The 17,205-nt window shown below is 31.4% G+C and carries 14 protein-coding genes; 10 read left to right on the forward strand and 4 right to left on the reverse strand.

Annotation, left to right across the window (positions count from 1 at the left end):
* Positions 1 to 145: 145 nt before the first annotated feature.
* A complete protein-coding gene (locus ACJAX4_RS06020) occupies positions 146 to 1,729 on the forward strand; it encodes a hypothetical protein (protein ID WP_435788548.1) in 1,584 nt (527 codons plus the stop codon).
* A 35-nt stretch (positions 1,730 to 1,764) separates the two neighbouring features.
* Here the strand turns inward: ACJAX4_RS06020 and ACJAX4_RS06025 are convergent, their stop codons facing one another.
* Entirely contained in the window at positions 1,765 to 2,295 is a 531-nt protein-coding gene (locus ACJAX4_RS06025; protein ID WP_435788549.1) for a DUF5698 domain-containing protein, read from the reverse strand.
* Positions 2,296 to 2,463: 168 nt separating this feature from the next.
* On the opposite strand from ACJAX4_RS06025, the gene ACJAX4_RS06030 reads away from it, so the two are divergent.
* Entirely contained in the window at positions 2,464 to 2,985 is a 522-nt protein-coding gene (locus ACJAX4_RS06030; protein WP_435788550.1) for an N-acetyltransferase family protein, read from the forward strand.
* A gap of 128 nt (positions 2,986 to 3,113) precedes the next feature.
* Here the strand turns inward: ACJAX4_RS06030 and ACJAX4_RS06035 are convergent, their stop codons facing one another.
* The 3 genes from ACJAX4_RS06035 to ACJAX4_RS06045 all read right to left on the reverse strand — a co-directional run bounded on the left by ACJAX4_RS06035 (position 3,114) and on the right by ACJAX4_RS06045 (position 4,650).
* Positions 3,114 to 3,341 (reverse strand): small, acid-soluble spore protein, alpha/beta type, encoded by a 228-nt coding sequence (locus tag ACJAX4_RS06035; protein ID WP_435788551.1) that lies wholly within the window; start codon positions 3,339 to 3,341, stop codon positions 3,114 to 3,116.
* A gap of 135 nt (positions 3,342 to 3,476) precedes the next feature.
* Positions 3,477 to 3,725, reverse strand: a complete 249-nt coding sequence (locus ACJAX4_RS06040; RefSeq protein WP_435788552.1) for a hypothetical protein — start codon at positions 3,723 to 3,725, stop codon at positions 3,477 to 3,479.
* 154 nt (positions 3,726 to 3,879) lie between these two features.
* The gene (locus ACJAX4_RS06045; RefSeq protein WP_435788553.1) at positions 3,880 to 4,650 is read right to left on the reverse strand and encodes a hypothetical protein; all 771 of its coding nucleotides are present in this window, start codon (positions 4,648 to 4,650) and stop codon (positions 3,880 to 3,882) included.
* Positions 4,651 to 4,886: 236 nt separating this feature from the next.
* Here ACJAX4_RS06045 and ACJAX4_RS06050 point away from each other — a divergent pair, with 236 nt between their 5' ends.
* The 8 genes from ACJAX4_RS06050 to ACJAX4_RS06085 all read left to right on the forward strand — a co-directional run bounded on the left by ACJAX4_RS06050 (position 4,887) and on the right by ACJAX4_RS06085 (position 16,678).
* Entirely contained in the window at positions 4,887 to 6,185 is a 1,299-nt protein-coding gene (locus ACJAX4_RS06050) for an ABC transporter substrate-binding protein (RefSeq protein ID WP_435788554.1), read from the forward strand.
* 69 nt (positions 6,186 to 6,254) lie between these two features.
* Entirely contained in the window at positions 6,255 to 7,148 is an 894-nt protein-coding gene (locus ACJAX4_RS06055) for a carbohydrate ABC transporter permease (protein ID WP_435788555.1), read from the forward strand.
* Positions 7,145 to 7,966: a carbohydrate ABC transporter permease gene (locus ACJAX4_RS06060; RefSeq protein ID WP_435788556.1), complete on the forward strand. Its 822-nt coding sequence runs from the start codon at positions 7,145 to 7,147 to the stop codon at positions 7,964 to 7,966. The genes ACJAX4_RS06055 and ACJAX4_RS06060 overlap by 4 nt, the downstream gene beginning before the upstream one ends.
* A 43-nt stretch (positions 7,967 to 8,009) precedes the next feature.
* The gene (locus ACJAX4_RS06065; protein WP_435788557.1) at positions 8,010 to 9,761 is read left to right on the forward strand and encodes a glycoside hydrolase family 35 protein; all 1,752 of its coding nucleotides are present in this window, start codon (positions 8,010 to 8,012) and stop codon (positions 9,759 to 9,761) included.
* 26 nt (positions 9,762 to 9,787) lie between these two features.
* The gene (locus tag ACJAX4_RS06070) at positions 9,788 to 12,025 is read left to right on the forward strand and encodes an alpha-galactosidase (protein ID WP_435788558.1); all 2,238 of its coding nucleotides are present in this window, start codon (positions 9,788 to 9,790) and stop codon (positions 12,023 to 12,025) included.
* Positions 12,026 to 12,138: 113 nt separating this feature from the next.
* Positions 12,139 to 13,653, forward strand: coding sequence for a UDP-glucose--hexose-1-phosphate uridylyltransferase (galT, locus tag ACJAX4_RS06075; RefSeq protein WP_435788559.1), 1,515 nt, complete (start codon positions 12,139 to 12,141; stop codon positions 13,651 to 13,653).
* 30 nt (positions 13,654 to 13,683) lie between these two features.
* Entirely contained in the window at positions 13,684 to 15,639 is a 1,956-nt protein-coding gene (locus ACJAX4_RS06080; RefSeq protein WP_435788560.1) for a beta-galactosidase, read from the forward strand.
* Positions 15,640 to 15,664: 25 nt separating this feature from the next.
* Positions 15,665 to 16,678, forward strand: a complete 1,014-nt coding sequence (locus ACJAX4_RS06085) for a LacI family DNA-binding transcriptional regulator (protein WP_435788561.1) — start codon at positions 15,665 to 15,667, stop codon at positions 16,676 to 16,678.
* Positions 16,679 to 17,205: the final 527 nt, after the last annotated feature.

Consider the following 17,205-nt stretch of genomic DNA (forward strand, 5'->3'; position numbering starts at 1 on the left):
TTGGATTTCTTTACTTTAGGGAAATATAGAAATGGTATTGTAAATACTGATGCACTTATATATCTAATTGATTTTTATATTTGAATATAATTAAAAAACAAGATATAATATATTGAATACGGATATAGATGTTTGGAGGGAATACATGATTTGCAACAGTTGTAATAACGAATTTACTAACATTGATGGATTGAAATTTTGCCCATATTGTGGAGAGGAAACACAGCAGGAAATAGAAGAGCAAATAGCAGATAAGGCAGATTTAGAGACTGAACAGACTTCTGATGAAATTAAAAGTGAAGAGGTCGAAAATATAGTTGCATCGGAGACAATGCACCAGGATACGCTTGATATGCCTGCAATAACAGACAAAGATATAAAAAAATATAATAGAGATAAATTTTTTGCCTCTTCCAAAAAAACATTTAAGGAAATGAAAGTAGTTATACCAATAATAGCGTTACTCGCAGTTATAGGAATAGGTGTATTCGTATATACAGTGTTTATCGTAAAGCCTGTAGATCAAGCGAGGATAAAGGAAGATATGATAGGGAAAGTTATAACGCTTCCTAAAGGGACAAGCATAAAAATAAGCAAAGAATACATAAAAAGTTTTACAATACAGAGTAGAAATGAAGATAAGGTTAAAGAAGATATAAAAGTAGCAGTAACACTTAATAATGGTGCTATTGAATCTAAGATATTGTTAGCACTAGCATATACATATGAAGGTCAAAATTATTGGGAATTTAATGATGAAATTGTACTTGAACAAGTTAACTCAATTAAACCAGTAGCGGGAATGGATGAAAAAACCTTCCTTTCTGGACTTAAAAAGTTAAGCATACCTATTGAAGATACCCCGAAAATATTAGGGGAACAAGACGTTAAAACTCTTGGAATAACTTTAAGAACACCAGATTTTACGAATGATAAAGAAGAAATTATGGTGGATACATCTATAGATAGTGGCATATTGGCGGCTGCAGGAAAAATCAAGTGTAAACTTGATTTTGAGAATGAATCCTGGGAAATTTCTACAATTGAGCAAAATAGCGCTGAGGACTTTGAAGTAGTACTATCACAAGGTTTGTCTGATGAAAAGATTATTGAAACTATAAAAAGTAAGGGCCTGGAAGAAACCGTAACCTATTCAAGTTTTTTTGGAGGCGAAGGATTTCCTATTAAAGATAGTTTTACTAAGAGTATTAGTGTAGCAGGTAAAAAATTGGATATGCCAAATGGAGTATTATATGTTAATGCTAAAAGGGAAAACGTTGCAGGACAAATGAAGTCATCATTAACAACTGCGTATACGCTACTGATATCCTTTAGCGAAATATCATTATCAAAAGGGGCAAAAACTAAAGTCAAGAGTGGTTCAATAAATAATGTGCCAAAGAAATTAATAGTATCAACTATTACCGATGCTGAAATACAAGGTAGTAATGGGTTTTTGTGGTTTTCTAATAAACATAAAATAACAGCAGAAGAGGCTAACACATTTAAAGTCGGTGAAATACTATCTAAAAAGGGATTTGAAAACATAAAATATGTTTATGGTAGCATTACTTATAAAGAGGGTGCAAAGGATAAAAACATTGCTTTCGTAGCACTATATTTCCTTGTTTACGACGGTGATAACGGATACAATTGGAAACTTGATAAGCTAGATGGTGAAAATTCACCTAGTTATAAGGAATATCGAAAAGCAGCTATAAAACAATAAAGAATTCCAAAAATAAAAGACCTGTAATAGGTCTTTTATTTTATCTTTCGAGTAAGTCCGTATCCACCAAAGACATCTCTTGATTCATTTATAGATATAAAATATTTTAAATTCAATTCGTTTAAATTTTTCAATAGTATTTTTTTACGGTTTCTTGACATATATGCAACTATAAATCTGTTTTCATCTTTTTGACCTTGAGCTAGTAATACAGTAAACCCTATTTCAAGCTCTTTTAATTTTTCTACAATAAGCTCTTTGTTTACTGAACTTGTAATTATAGTAGCTGTGACAATTCCTAGGGCTACCTTTTCTTCTATTACACTTCCTAAATAATTTCCAACTACATATCCTAGGACATACATTACACCTCGTAGTGGGAATTCGGATAATCCAGTTAAAACTTTTGCAGAAACTAGAAGCCATATTGTTATCTCAAAGAAAGCTACAAAGGCGCCTTTTACTTTTTCACCTTTCGTTATAAGTACCATTCTAACTGTAGCAAAAGATACTTCTATTATTTTACACAAAAATATTATTATACATATTCCAATTTCACCTGTCACTTTTACATCACCCTTTATATATATATACTTCTACAATATGTCATATATACCTTTGTTATAAAAGAAAAAAATGAAAGTTAATAGGTTATTAAAATATAGTGGTATACTATTAATAGAGAACATTATAACGCCTATGGGATAATGGTATACATATAAAGGAGATGAAATATGTTTATAAAAGTACTTACTGACGTTAATGCAACTCAATTTTGGGATTTAAGATTAAAAGGATTAAGGGAAAATCCAGAAGCATTTGGAGGATCATATGAGGAAGAATTGAACATCCCAATTAATAAGTTAATCTTGAGGTTTAATACTGATTTTATAGGACCGTTAGAGGACAATTTTATATTAGGAGCATTTGATGAAAATAATGATTTGGTTGGGATGGTTGGACTTCGTAGAGAAAGAAGAGCAAAAATGAAACATAAAGCTAGTTTATGGGGTATGTACGTAGCATCTAACTTACGACAAACCGGTATTGGAAGATCATTACTTGTGGAACTTCTAAATAAGGCTAAATCGATACAAGGGTTAGAACAAATCAGTTTAGGGGTTGTTTGTAGTAACACACAAGCAAAGGGCTTATGCGCTTCACTTGGATTCCAAATATATGGACTAGAAAAACATGCGTTAAAACTTGGACAAACTTATTTTGATGAAGATCTTATGGTGTATTTTACAAAGTAAAAAAGATTGGATATTTCATGGGGTAATATTTTAGGGATAGAATTATAATGGGAAAATAGGTGAGAGAATATAACAGAAGGGCTACTTAAGTAAAATTAAGTAACCCTTCTATTATGAATGTACAATTATTATTTATTATTATCTACCATATTTTTTTCTGCTGCTTCTACCATTCTTCTTACCATTTCTCCACCTACGTTACCTGAATTTTTGATTTTACTAACAATATTGCTAGGAACATCTCCCATATCTACATTCCTGCTTGCGATGTTATCCAGGGCCATATCTTCTGCTACTTCCATCTTAAATTTTTCGAGTTTCCCCTCTGTGTATGGTACTAATGGTCTTCTAGTCATTTTATTTTACCTCCCTTTAATTACTTTTTAATAATATGGTTATAGTATTTGAATTACACCTAAAAAAATACTTAAGTAATTAATATTTATCACTACCACTCCTGAAATTACTGTTAACTTTTATAAAAATATACTTTACTTCATAATTTGTGCTTCTTTTCCTTCTTTTATTTTTTCTTGTAGAATACCTATATCTTTAAATTTTAAATCACCAGCTCTAATACTTTTTTCTGCCCTATCGTAGTCTTGAGTTACTATGAATTTATTTATATTAGTTATTCTTATTTGATAATCAATAGTTTGATTTAACTTTAATATTCCTATAATGCTGATTGTAATTATTATAATTACGACTGAAAGCTCTTTTATAATAATCCTTTTCAAACTAGCGCCTCCCTAACATTTACAATTTAATACTAATATATTAGGTTTGGATTTTATTTATGTATTAAATAATCTCAATATAATAAAATATCTTTAAATATTTGCTATTAAAGAGGAGATAACATTTAGTTATCTCCTCTTTAATATACTTAGTTCATTTATTTTCGTTAATAATATCTATTAAAATCTTCATTCGTTCATGAATATTTGGTTGTATATTGTCTCGTTTATAATGAAAATCGTTTGGATCTAATAAGTAACTATGAGTTATTCCAAATAATTTTTTGTTTTCCGAAATTCCACGCTTTAACATTTCTGAAAGCTTTTCAATATTAAAGTATTCTAGTCTTAATTCTTCATTTTCATTTTGCGAGTATACAGGAAGTGGAGTTAATATATTTTTTGTTACTTTATACTCAGGTCTGTAAATATTGTGAGATTCATATTTTATGGGAGTTATTTCGGATAAGATCTTTTCCGTATTATCATCAATTGAAAAATATCCTCCACGAAAGGCGGAAATAGGTTCAATGCCGAGGGTTGTTATATACTCGTAACACTTCTTTATTATAAGTTTCTGTTCATTATAAGAATAGTATGAAAGTAAATCCTCATCACACTTTATAAATGGACAGCTCTTTTCTATATGTTCTGGCAAATTATTCGGATGAATATGAAGCCCAAATATAACTTTGTAATCATTTTTGATTTTTCCAATTAAATTTAGTTTATCCATCATTTCCGCAAAATAAGGGGTTATAAATAGAAGAGTATATATATTATTATCAGAATTTAATTTTAATAATTTTTCTAAGTTTAGTACATTATTCTTTAAGTTCTTATCGAAATTGTACCCTTCACAATCTATAGTCAAAATGAAATCAAAATTGTCTTTATTCATATATTCATCTAAAAAACATTTCATTAGTAAGCAACCCCTCTTAATATTATTTTCCACAGGGGCATAAGTGGCCGTGTGGTCATATTATTGTAACATGACCACACATAATAAGTAAGGTAAATCATAAAAACATCCTATTACCGTTATCCTAGTTAAGTAAATTTTTACTAAAAAAATTAAGAATGTATTGACTTTTTACTAAAACTGGACTAATATGTAAGTGTGAAAACGATTAAATAATTAACTGTAGGAGGGCTTTTATGAAAAAGAAGGTTTTATCATTAATTTTAGTAACATCAATGGTGCTTTCCGGATGTGGGAACGCGGCTAATTCAGAAAAGAAAGAAACAACTAAAGAGGACACTTCCCCAAATGTTATTACGGTTTGGGCTTGGGACAAGAATTTTAACATTCCAATTATGGAGGAAGCTGCAAAAGTGTATTCAGCAGATCATAATGATGTAACAATTAATGTTGTGGACTATGCAAAACTAGATGTAGAAACAAAATTACAGACAGGTCTTGTAGCTGGTGCAGATACTCTTCCAGATATAACTTTAGTTGAGGATTATAATGCACAGAAATATTTAACCTCTTATCCAGGAAAATTTGCGGATTTAACAGGAAAAATTCCTCATAGTGACTTTGCACAGTATAAAGTTGACGCTGTAACAGTTGAAGATAAAATATACGCTGTTCCATTTGATTCAGGTGTATCAGGAATGTTCTTTAGAACAGATATACTTGCAGAAGCTGGATATAAACCAGAGGATATGAAAGATATTACTTGGGATCAATTTATTAAAATTGGACAAGATGTTAAATCAAAAACTGGAAGAGCTATGCTAAGTATGGATGTATATAATGATGCAGCAATATTAAGAGAAATGATTCAATCTTGTGGACAATGGTATTTTGATAAAGATGGCAATGTGACAATGGCTAATAATAAGCCTCTTATAGAGGCTGTAACTAAATATAAGGAACTGCAAGAATCGGGTATAGTAAAAAATACTGTTGGTTGGGGAGATTGGGTTGCTTCAATGAACAATGGTGACGTAGCAACAGTTAATACTGGTGTTTGGATTATTGGTTCAATTAAAGCAGCAACAGATCAAGCTGGTAAGTGGGGAGTGGCAGCATTTCCAAGACTTTCAACTTCGAATTCAGTAAATGCGACAAATCTTGGTGGTTCAAGTTGGTATGTTTTAAATGATTCTAAAAATAAAGAGGTTGCTATCGATTTCTTAAAGACAGTGTATGCTGGTAATAATGACTTCTATCAGAAAATCCTTGTAGATAAAGGTGCAGTAGGAACGTATATGCCTTCACAAACTGGTACTGCTTACTCAGCAGAGGATCCATTCTTTGGAGGACAAAAAATATTCGAGGATTTCTCAGGTTGGATGAAAAATATTCCTGGTGTTTCATATGGCTCTTATTCAGTAGAAGGAGATCAAGCTATTATGGCTCAGATGAAAGATATTCTTGATGGAAAAATTACAGTTGAAGAGGGACTTAAAACAGCTCAAGAACAACTTGAGAGTCAAATTCAATAATAATATTTACAACCACAACAAAGGAATGGTATTAATACCATTCCTTTGTTGTAAGTAGGAGGTTAATCCATGAAAAGTAAAAAATCGTTAAGTAAACGCCAACGTAAAATGAGTGCAATTGGCTGGTTATTTATTTCAATAGCGGTAGTTATATTTTTAATTTTTATTTTATACCCTGTTCTCAATTCTTTTTTCCTTTCCTTTCAGTCGGTTAAAGGGCTAGTTCAAAAATTTGCTGGACTGGATAATTATAAAAGAATGTTTAAGGATGTGCTATTTAAAAAGGCACTGGGGAATACTTTTATTTATTTAATTGTACAAGTTCCTATTATGCTTACCTTAGCTATGTTTTTAGCTACATTGCTTAATTCTAAAAAACTAAGGTTTAAAACTTTTTTTAGAACTGCAATTTTCTTACCTTGTGTTACCTCTTTGGTTGCATATTCTGTATTATTTAAAATGCTGTTTGCGCCTAATGGTATCATCAATTATGCGCTTACATCACTTAAAATAATTAATGTTCCAATACAGTGGTTAAGTGATCCAACCCTTGCAAAAATAGTTATTATCCTAGCACTATTATGGCGTTGGACGGGTTATAATATGATTTTCTATTTGGCTGCACTTCAAAATGTGCCATCTGAAACTTATGAGGCAGCTGAGATTGATGGTGCAAATGGATTTGAAAAGTTTTTTTATATTACAGTACCTCAGTTAAAGCCCATTATTTTATTTACAACTATAATGTCCACAATAGGTACACTTCAAATATTTGATGAACCTATGAACTTAACTGCTGGTGGACCAGGGAATGCAACACTTAGTATTACTCAATATATTTATAATCAATCATTTGTATATGCTCCAAATTTTGGTTATGCAGCAACTCTATCTTATGTTGTTGTATTCATAGTAGCAATACTAGCTTTAGTCCAAATTAAATTGGCAGGTGATGACGCATGATAAATAAATTCAAAAAAGGTTTAAAAGGGTTACCTAAATACGGATTTCTTTCAATAGCAGCATTTTTTTCTCTATTTCCATTTTATTGGATGATTGTTTCTGCTACAAATAAAACAGTAGATATAACAAAGGGGAAAATGACTTTTGGGTCTGAACTTTTTAATAATTACAATAGGTTAATTAAAATCACTGATATAGGAGTACCATTTATGAATACAGTTAAGGTAACAGTCATATATACTGTTTTAGCCTTATCGGTATGTTCAATAGCAGCCTATGGTTTTGAAAAATTCAAGTCGAAAGGTAAGGAAAAAATATATGCTATCTTTATTTTTTCAATGATGATTCCTTTTGGAGCACTAATGATTCCATTATTTAAAATGGTTGTATCTCTTAATTTGGTAAATAACCATTGGGCTATTATTTTGCCATATGTCGGCCAAGTGTTTTTAATATTTTACTTTAGACAAAGTTTTAAATTTTTTCCAAATGAAATTATTGAAGCAGCTAGAATTGATGGAGCCGGAGAAATATCAATTTTCTTAAGAGTTGTTGTGCCTTCTATGAAATCCACCTTTGCATCGGCTTCTATTTTTGCATTTACATTACAATGGAACAACTTCTTGTGGCCATTAATTGTCTTGCAAACGGATAAAATGAAGACTATGACTTTAGTTATATCTTCATTATCCTCGGCATATTTCGTTGATTATGGCATTCTTATGTTAGCCATTGTAATTGCTACACTTCCAATGGTTCTATTATTTATGACAATGCAAAAACACTTTGTTGAAGGAATGGTAGGATCTGCAAAGTAGTATTAAAACTTATTAATAAAAGTGAAAGGTGAGTGTTTGCATAATGAGTGATACTTTTGAAATTAAAGAGGAGTTTTATCATAATAATCACCCCATTAAAATAGTGTCAGGAGCAATACACTACTTTAGAGTAGTACCAGAGTATTGGAGAGACCGCTTAGAAAAATTAAAGGCCATGGGCTGTAATACAGTAGAAACTTATGTGCCTTGGAATATGCATGAACCTAAAAAAGGAGATTTTAAATTTCAAGGCATGCTGAATATAAAAGGGTTTATAAAATTAGCACAAGAATTAGAACTCTTTGTAATTGTAAGGCCTTCTCCATATATTTGTGCAGAGTGGGAATTTGGTGGGCTTCCTGCATGGCTTCTAGCGGAGGATGGTATGAAGGTAAGGTCCTCATATGAACCATTTTTAACTACTGTAGATAAATATTATAATGAATTATTTAAAATAATAACACCTCTACAAATTAATTATGGTGGCCCTATAATAATGATGCAAATTGAAAATGAGTATGGATACTATGGAAATGATAAAAAATACCTTGCAAGGATTAAGGACATTATGATAAAGTACGGAACCGTAGTTCCACTTGTAACCTCCGATGGACCTTGGGGACAGGCATTAGTATCTGGAATGCTTTTGGAAGATAATATTCTACCTACAGCCAATTTCGGATCTAAAACTGAAGATCATTTCCCTAAATTAAAAGCTATAATAGGAAATAGACCACTTATGTGTATGGAATTTTGGATAGGTTGGTTTGATCACTGGGGAAGTCAGCATCATGTTAGAGATTACAGAGAAACAGCTGAGGATCTTGATAAAATATTAAAAGAAGGTCACGTTAATATATATATGTTCCATGGTGGAACAAATTTTGGATTTATGAATGGATCTAATTATCAAGACAAATTAACACCAGATATTACATCTTATGATTATGATGCAGTACTTACTGAATGGGGAGATATTACACCTAAGTATGAAGCTTTTAAAAAGGTAATATCTAAGTATAGAGATATACCAGAGGTTGAATTTTCAACAGAAATTAGTAAGATAGCTTATGGAAAGATATCAGTTAAAGAAAAAGTATCACTTTTTAATACCTTGGAAAATATATCTACCCCTGTGCATTGCCAGTACACATTATCTATGGAAAAGTTAGGACAGAATTATGGATACTTACTGTATAGGAGTAATGTGAAAACTAACTGTAAGGAGCAGAAATTTAAGATTTTAGGTGGAAAAGATAGAGCTAAGGTATATGTAAATGAAAACAATATATTAACTCAATATGACCAGGAACTTGATATATTATCAGATATTGTGTTCCCTAAAGAAGATAATAAATTTGATATTTTAATGGAAAATATGGGACGAGTAAATTTTGGGGAAAAATTAAACTATCAAAGCAAAGGGATTATTGATGGAGTACTTTTAGACACACATGCACAGGCAGGTTGGAGCCATTATTGTCTTCCATTAGACAATATAGATAAAATTGATTTTAAAGCTGATTATAAGCAGAATACACCAGCCTTCTATAAATTTGAGTTTCAGGCAAGCAAGCTGGGAGACACTTTCCTAAGATTTGATGGATGGGGAAAGGGTTGTGCCTTTGTTAATGGCTTTAATATTGGACGTTTTTGGGAAATTGGACCTCAAAAATCATTATATATCCCTGCTCCTCTTTTGAAAATAGGTAGAAATGAAATTGTAATATTTGAAACAGAAGGAAAATGGAATGAATATTTAACATTAGAAGATTCTCCTGATTTAGGTATTTAAACAGAGATTTAGAGGGAGTGATGATAGTGCCAATTATAGTTAATGATGTAAATAAAGAGTTCCATCTTTATAATCAAGATGTGAGTTATATATTTAATGTTATGAAGAACAATCAATTGGGTCATTTGTATTACGGAAAAAAAATTAGACATAGAGACTCGTTTGCTCATTTATTGCAACTCAGTGACAGAGGAATGTCCTGCTGCGTTTTTGAAGGAGATTCAGAGTTTTCTCTTGAGCATATAAAACAAGAATTTCCTTCTTATGGAACTACAGATTTTAGATTTCCTGCACATCAAATAAAACAGAAAAATGGAAGTAATATAACGAATTTTGAGTATGTTGGTTATAAAATATTTAAAGGTAAGAAAAAGCTTCAAGGTTTACCTGCTACTTATGTAGAGGGTGAAGACCAGGCAACGACTATAGAAGTAGTGCTTTATGACAGTGTTATTAAAACAGAAGCAGTACTGTGTTATACTATTTTTGAAAAATATGCTGCTATTGCAAAAAGTGTGAGATTTAATCATAGTGGTGAAGAGAAAATATGTATTTATAATGCTATGAGCGCCTGTTTTGAACTTCCCTGCGATGATTTTCAAATGATTCAGCTTTCTGGGGCATGGGCTAGAGAACGTCATATTAAAGTTCGTGAGTTGCAGCCTGGAATACAAAATGTATATAGCGCGAGGGGCGCTAGTAGTTCTAATCATAATCCCTTTATTGCACTTAAACATAAGGATACTACTGAACATGCAGGAGAAGTTTATGGAATGAATTTAGTATACAGTGGAAATTTTCTTGCTCAAGTTGAAGTTGACAACTTTGGACTCTCAAGAATAATGATAGGTATTAATCCTTTTGATTTTGGTTGGGTATTAAATAAAAATGAGAGTTTTCAAACTCCAGAAGCAATAATGGTATACAGTGATAGTGGTTTAAATAAAATGAGCCAAACTTATCATAATCTTTATAATAATAATCTTATAAGAGGAAAATGGAAAAATAGTGCAAGACCAATTCTTATAAATAATTGGGAAGCAACTTATTTTGACTTTGATGAAGAAAAAATTCTTGAGATTGCAGGCTCGGCTAAAAAACTCGGCATAGAAATGTTTGTATTAGACGATGGATGGTTTGGTAAAAGAAATAGCGACACATCATCTTTAGGGGATTGGCATGTAAACAAAGAGAAACTTCCTAATGGAATAAGTGGGTTAGCTAAAAAAATAGAAAAAATGGGATTAAAGTTTGGGTTATGGATAGAGCCAGAAATGGTTAATAAAGAAAGCGAATTGTATAGAAAACATCCGGACTTTGCTATACATACACCTAATAGAAAAATGTCCCATGGCCGTAATCAATTTGTACTGGATTTTTCAAGAGGGGAAGTTGTACAATATATATATGAGGCTATATCAGAGTTATTAGAAGGTGCACCGATCTCATATGTTAAATGGGATATGAATAGAAATATAACTGAAGCTTTTTCTTTAGGGCTACCTTGCGATAGACAGGGAGAAATGATGCACAGATATATACTTGGTGTTTATGATTTATATGAAAGACTTATAACAAAATTTCCAGAGATATTATTTGAATCTTGTTCTGGTGGAGGCGGAAGGTTCGACGCAGGAATGCTATATTATGCTCCGCAGGCTTGGACTAGTGATGATACCGATGCTATAGAAAGATTAAAGATACAATACGGTACATCCCTTATATACCCTATAAGTTCAATGGGGTCACATGTTTCAGCGGTACCTAATCATCAGGTATATCGTAATACGTCTATTAATACCAGAGCGAATGTAGCTTATTTTGGTACATTTGGGTATGAATTAGATATGAATAAAATAAGTGAGGACGATAAAAAAAAGGTATTAGAGCAAACTACGTTTTTTAAAAAGCATAGGGTATTAATTGGAACTGGAGATTTTTATAGACTTATAAGTCCTTTTGATAATGATGGGAATTTGGTAGCGTGGATGATAGTATCAAAAGATAAAAAGAAGGCATTGGTTGGATATTATCAAGTTCTTAGTAAGCCTCATCCAAAATATCCAGGATTTAAGTTAGTGGGACTTGACCCAAATATGTTATATAGAGTTAAACCATTAGAAAGAGATATGTATGGGGATGAGCTAATGAACGTAGGAATTCTTTTAAACAATAATCCACGGGAGATTGGTATAGATATGCAGAAAGTAGAGTCTTTAGACTTTATATCTGTTGTATTCGAAGTGGTATGTATACAGCAATAGCAATAAACAATTGAGATGAATATATAAACATGTTAATATTTATGACATAACTACGTTTGCATGAGACTTTTATAAAATAATGCAAATGAATTTGAGAACTAAGAGGTGATAGTATGGCTATTAATATTTACCATGAAATAGACAGACTTATTAAATATGGAATTAAAAAAGAAATTATCCAGGAAAGTGACATTATTTATTCAAGAAATTTAATATTAAGAGTCTTAAAGTTAGATGATTATACGGAGTCTATTTTACAAGAAGAAAACTTAGATTCACCTAACATCATATTAGATAGGGTTCTTAACTGGTCCTTTGAAAGTGGTATATTAGAAAATGATTCATCAGTTTATCGTGATCTACTTGATACAGAAATAATGAATTGTATTATTCCTAGGCCATCTGAAATAATAAATAAATTTGTGGAGCTATATTCAGAAAATCCGAAAAAGGCAACAGATTATTATTATGAACTTAGCAAAAGTTCGAATTATATAAGAATGGATAGAGTATCTAAAAATCAAGTTTGGAAGTCAGAAACTGATTATGGTGATATAGATATAACAATAAATTTATCAAAACCTGAAAAGGATCCAAAAGCTATTGCAGCGGCTAAAAATATAGTAGCTAGTTCTTATCCTAAATGTTTATTATGCAAAGAAAATGAGGGGTATTACGGAAGAGTTAATTATCCTGCAAGACAAAGTCATAGAATAATACCAATTAGCTTAAGGGGCGAAGAGTGGTTCCTACAATATTCACCTTATGTTTATTATAATGAACATAGTATAATTTTTAAAGGCGCGCATGTACCAATGAAAATATCAAAAAAGACCTTTGAGAGAGTATTAGAATTTGTAGACAAATTCCCCCATTATTTCAGTGGCTCAAATGCTGACTTACCAATAGTGGGTGGTTCTATATTATCTCATGAACACTTTCAAGGGGGGAATTATGAGTTTGCTATGGCAAAAGCTCCTGTTGAAGAAACTTTTAAAATTAAAGGGTATGAAAATGAAGACCTGGGAATAGTAAAATGGCCTATGTCTGTAATAAGGTTAAGAGGAGATAATAGAGGCAGGTTATCAAGTATTGCAGAGGTAATTTTAAATAAATGGAAAAAATACAGTGATGAAGTAGTAGATATTATAGCCTATACAGATGATGTACCTCATAATACTATAACTCCAATAGCGAGGAAAAGAGATGGACATTTTGAGATAGATTTAGTTTTAAGAAATAATAGACTAAGTGAGAAACATCCAGATGGAATATTTCACCCTCATAGTGAACTTCATCATATAAAGAAGGAAAATATAGGGCTTATAGAAGTTATGGGGCTTGCAGTACTGCCACCAAGGCTTAAGAGCGAACTTGAAAAGCTAGCATATTATTTAGTTAATAGAGAAAATGAGCAAGAGCTATATAAGGAAGAAGGATTAAAAAAACATTTAGCGTGGTACTTAGAAATTTTAAACAAGTATGACGATATCACAGAAAATAATGTGATGGATATCTTGAAAAGGGAAGTAGGGCTAAAATTTACAGTGGTTTTAGAACATGCTGGAGTTTTCAAAAGAGACGAAAATGGTAAAAATGCATTTATAAGATTTATTGACTCATTATAAGTAAGGGATTACTTAAAAGGCAGGTGTATTATGTATTTAGGAGTAGATTATTACCCAGAACACTGGGATATAAATATGATTGATGAGGATATTAAGGGTATAGTTGGACTTGGAGCTAACATTGTGCGAATTGGTGAATTTGCGTGGCACTTAATGGAGAAAGAGGAAGGAAAGTTTGATTTTACATACTTTGATAACGTAATTGCAAAACTTAAAGATAAAAATATTAAAATTATGTTTGGGACTCCAACAGCTACATTCCCAGCTTGGCTTTATAAAAAACATCCAAGTATTTTATCTAAGGACGAAAATTTGCAAGTTCGTGCCTTCGGTGGTAGAAGGCAATACTGTTTTAATTCGGATATTTACAGAGAATATAGTGAAAAAATGGTTGCAAAATTAATTGAACATTATAAGGGCGAAGATTCAATAGTTGCATGGCAAGTAGATAATGAACTTGGTCATGAAGGAAGTGACATGTGTTATTGTGAGGGGTGTCAAAAAAAATTCAAAGAGTATCTAAAAGAAAAATATGAATGTATTTCTAATTTAAATGAAACTTATGGTACGATTTTCTGGGGTCAAACTTACAATAATTTTGATGAAGTCTCAGCACCAATGAAGACTATAACAACTCATAATCCATCTTTATTACTTGACTGGTCTAGGTTTAGATCATATTCACTAAATAGTTTTGCTAAGGAGCAAACTATGATTGTAAAGAATTTAAAGGGTGATAATCAAGAGGTAACTACAAACGTATCTGGAGGATTTTTTAGTAAATGGTTTGACCATGCGGAGAATGTTAGGGACCTAGATTTTGTATCCTATGATAATTATCCAGTATGGGGAGGACTCAAAGAGCCGATTTCTAGAGCTGAACTTGCTATGACACATGATTTCAATAGAGGTTTATTAAATAAGAACTATTGGATAGTTGAGGAGTTAATGGGGGCTCAAGGACATACTGTTATTGGATATCTACCAAGACCCAATCAAGCTAAAATGTGGTCTTATCAAGCTTTCGCTCATGGGTGTACTAATATGCTTTATTTTAGGTGGAGAGCTATGACAAAGGGTGCAGAGCAGTTCTGCTTCGGTATTGTGGATCATGATAATAGATATGGTAGGAAATATAGTGAAGTGAAGTCAACAATTGAGGAAATTTTACCTTACGAAGAACTATTAAAAGCTGAAATAAAATCTGAAATAGCAGTATTATATGATTATGATAATATATGGTCATGGAAACATCAGCCTCAGAGTGTAGAGTTTGATTTTACTAAAGAACTAATGAGATTATATACTCCATTCTATAATATAAATACCAATATAGACGTTATTCCTACTAGTAGAAATTTTGAGGGATATAAAGTCCTTATAATTCCTACATTACAGATAATAGATGAAGAACTTGCAAGCAAATTAGAGATATTTGCGAGTGGGGGAGGTACAGTGATATTTTCTTTCAGAGCGGGAATTAAAGATAAAGATAATAATATTAACTTTAGGAAAACTATCCCTTGTAACATTAAAGAAATTTGTGGTATAGAGATAACTGAAGTTGAGTCATTGCAAAATGGCCAAGGAGTAGAAATTATAGGTGTTGGCGAGTATAAAGGTAAGATAGGACAATGTGAAGTATGGCGTGATTTAATTACCCCGATATCAGCAATTTCGCTTTATAATTATAATGATAAATTCTATAATGATAAATCCTGCATAACCCTAAATGAATATGGAAAAGGCAAAGTTTATTATGTGGGTGCTGGAGTAAATAATGAAATTTTAAAAGACATAGCAAAAGAAATAGTTATTGATAAAAGCATTCATTATATTGAAAGTGAAGAGGGGCTTGAAGTTTATAGCCGTTACTTAGATGAAGCAACCTATTTAATCATAACCAATCATACAGATGTGAGTAAAAACTTTGTGGATACAATTTTAAGTCCATATGAAAGTAAAATTATTAAAAACCATATATAAATATAAATTGGAAGGAAGAATTTTTATGGCTACCATAAAAGATATTGCATTAAAAGCAGGAGTTTCACTTGCTACAGTGTCTCGTGTTCTAAATTATGATGCTACCTTATCTGTAACTGATGATACAAGAAAGAAAATACTAGAAATAGCAGAAGAATTAGAATATAAAACTGTTAGACAGAGAAATATTAGCAGAAATATTGATAAACGTATAAAAATAGGAATTATTCATTGGTATTCTGAAAAAGATGAAATTGGAGATCCATATTATTTATCAATTAGAATAGGGATTGAGAAAAATTGTTCCAACAAAAATATCGATTTAATAAACATATTTAAACAAGATGGAAAATATGGGAATTATGAATTAGAGAAGTTAGAGGGAATTATCGCAGTTGGTAAGTTTAGCTTAGATGAAATCGAAGATTTTTCAGTATATTCACCACATATAGTTTTTGTGGATTCTTCTCCTAATGATAAAAAATTTGACTCAGTTATTGTAGATTTTAAAGGGGCTGTCACAGAGGTGCTAAAATATATTTTAGATTTAGGCCATGAAAAAATTGGGTATATAGGTGGAAGAGAATATACTGGTAAGAACGATGATTTAATTATGGATGAGCGGGAGAAAACATTTTGTGACTTTATGAGAGGAAAGTTAGTTTACAATCCAAGCTATGTACGAACTGGTAAATATATTGTAGACGACGGCTATAAACTTATGAAGAGTATATTACAAAATGGAGAAATCCCTACAGCATTATTTATTGCCAGTGATACCGTGGCTATCGGTGCTATAAGAGCGATACATGAGGCGAATTTAAGTGTACCAGAAGATATAAGTATTGTAGGGTTTAATGATATTGCCACCTCTAAATATTTAGTTCCACCATTAACTACAGTAAAAGTACACACTGTTTTCATGGGAGTTACTGCTGTGAATTTACTTTTAGAAAGAATAGTTGAAAATAGAGAAATCGCTAAAAAAGTTACTATTCCATTTGAATTTATAATAAGAAAAAGTTGTACCAGGGCTTGATGTATTGTATTTTTATGAGTAAAAACTTCTAACATAGGTATAAATAAATTTACGCACATTAAATTTAATATAGGACTAAATTTCAATTTAGTTAAGAGCACTTAGAAAGTAATATGCACTTTCTAGGTGTTTTATTTATTTATTAATAAACTGTTCCCGCTTGTTTTAAAATGAAATGGGTCAGGTTAAGCAATTGAATGTAAAATAAAAGCATCATTTTTGAGTTTTACAAGTCATTAAAGAAAATTCAACACAAAACGAAGATTCCCTATAAAATATTAATGATGTTGGTGCTAACTGGTCACCATTTGACCAATAAATAATAGCCAATTGCCTAAGGTATGGCTTAAGGTAGTATAATCAACATGGCACAACAATTGCTATATACTGGTAGTTAGTATAGTTATTGAGTACTCACGGAAACTAATAAATAAAACTTGAATTTGTATGGAGTCGTCTAGAACTATAAATTTTATGTTAAGAGAGCAAGTAGCGATAAAAATAGGTATAGCAAACAAGCCTGCACG

This window comes from Clostridium sp. (assembly GCF_051278035.1).
Lineage (GTDB): Bacteria > Bacillota > Clostridia > Clostridiales > Clostridiaceae > Clostridium_AD.

What these genes read in the sequence shown, in the direction of transcription:
- ACJAX4_RS06050 (WP_435788554.1), top strand. Translation starts at nt 4,887, where the DNA reads ATGAAAAAGAAGGTTTTATCATTAATTTTAGTAACATCAATGGTGCTT.
- ACJAX4_RS06065 (WP_435788557.1), top strand. Translation starts at nt 8,010, where the DNA reads ATGAGTGATACTTTTGAAATTAAAGAGGAGTTTTATCATAATAATCAC.
- ACJAX4_RS06020 (WP_435788548.1), top strand. Translation starts at nt 146, where the DNA reads ATGATTTGCAACAGTTGTAATAACGAATTTACTAACATTGATGGATTG.
- galT (WP_435788559.1), top strand. Translation starts at nt 12,139, where the DNA reads ATGGCTATTAATATTTACCATGAAATAGACAGACTTATTAAATATGGA.
- ACJAX4_RS06035 (WP_435788551.1), bottom strand. Translation starts at nt 3,341, where the DNA reads ATGACTAGAAGACCATTAGTACCATACACAGAGGGGAAACTCGAAAAA.
- ACJAX4_RS06085 (WP_435788561.1), top strand. Translation starts at nt 15,665, where the DNA reads ATGGCTACCATAAAAGATATTGCATTAAAAGCAGGAGTTTCACTTGCT.
- ACJAX4_RS06045 (WP_435788553.1), bottom strand. Translation starts at nt 4,650, where the DNA reads ATGAAATGTTTTTTAGATGAATATATGAATAAAGACAATTTTGATTTC.
- ACJAX4_RS06080 (WP_435788560.1), top strand. Translation starts at nt 13,684, where the DNA reads ATGTATTTAGGAGTAGATTATTACCCAGAACACTGGGATATAAATATG.
- ACJAX4_RS06030 (WP_435788550.1), top strand. Translation starts at nt 2,464, where the DNA reads ATGTTTATAAAAGTACTTACTGACGTTAATGCAACTCAATTTTGGGAT.
- ACJAX4_RS06055 (WP_435788555.1), top strand. Translation starts at nt 6,255, where the DNA reads ATGAAAAGTAAAAAATCGTTAAGTAAACGCCAACGTAAAATGAGTGCA.
- ACJAX4_RS06060 (WP_435788556.1), top strand. Translation starts at nt 7,145, where the DNA reads ATGATAAATAAATTCAAAAAAGGTTTAAAAGGGTTACCTAAATACGGA.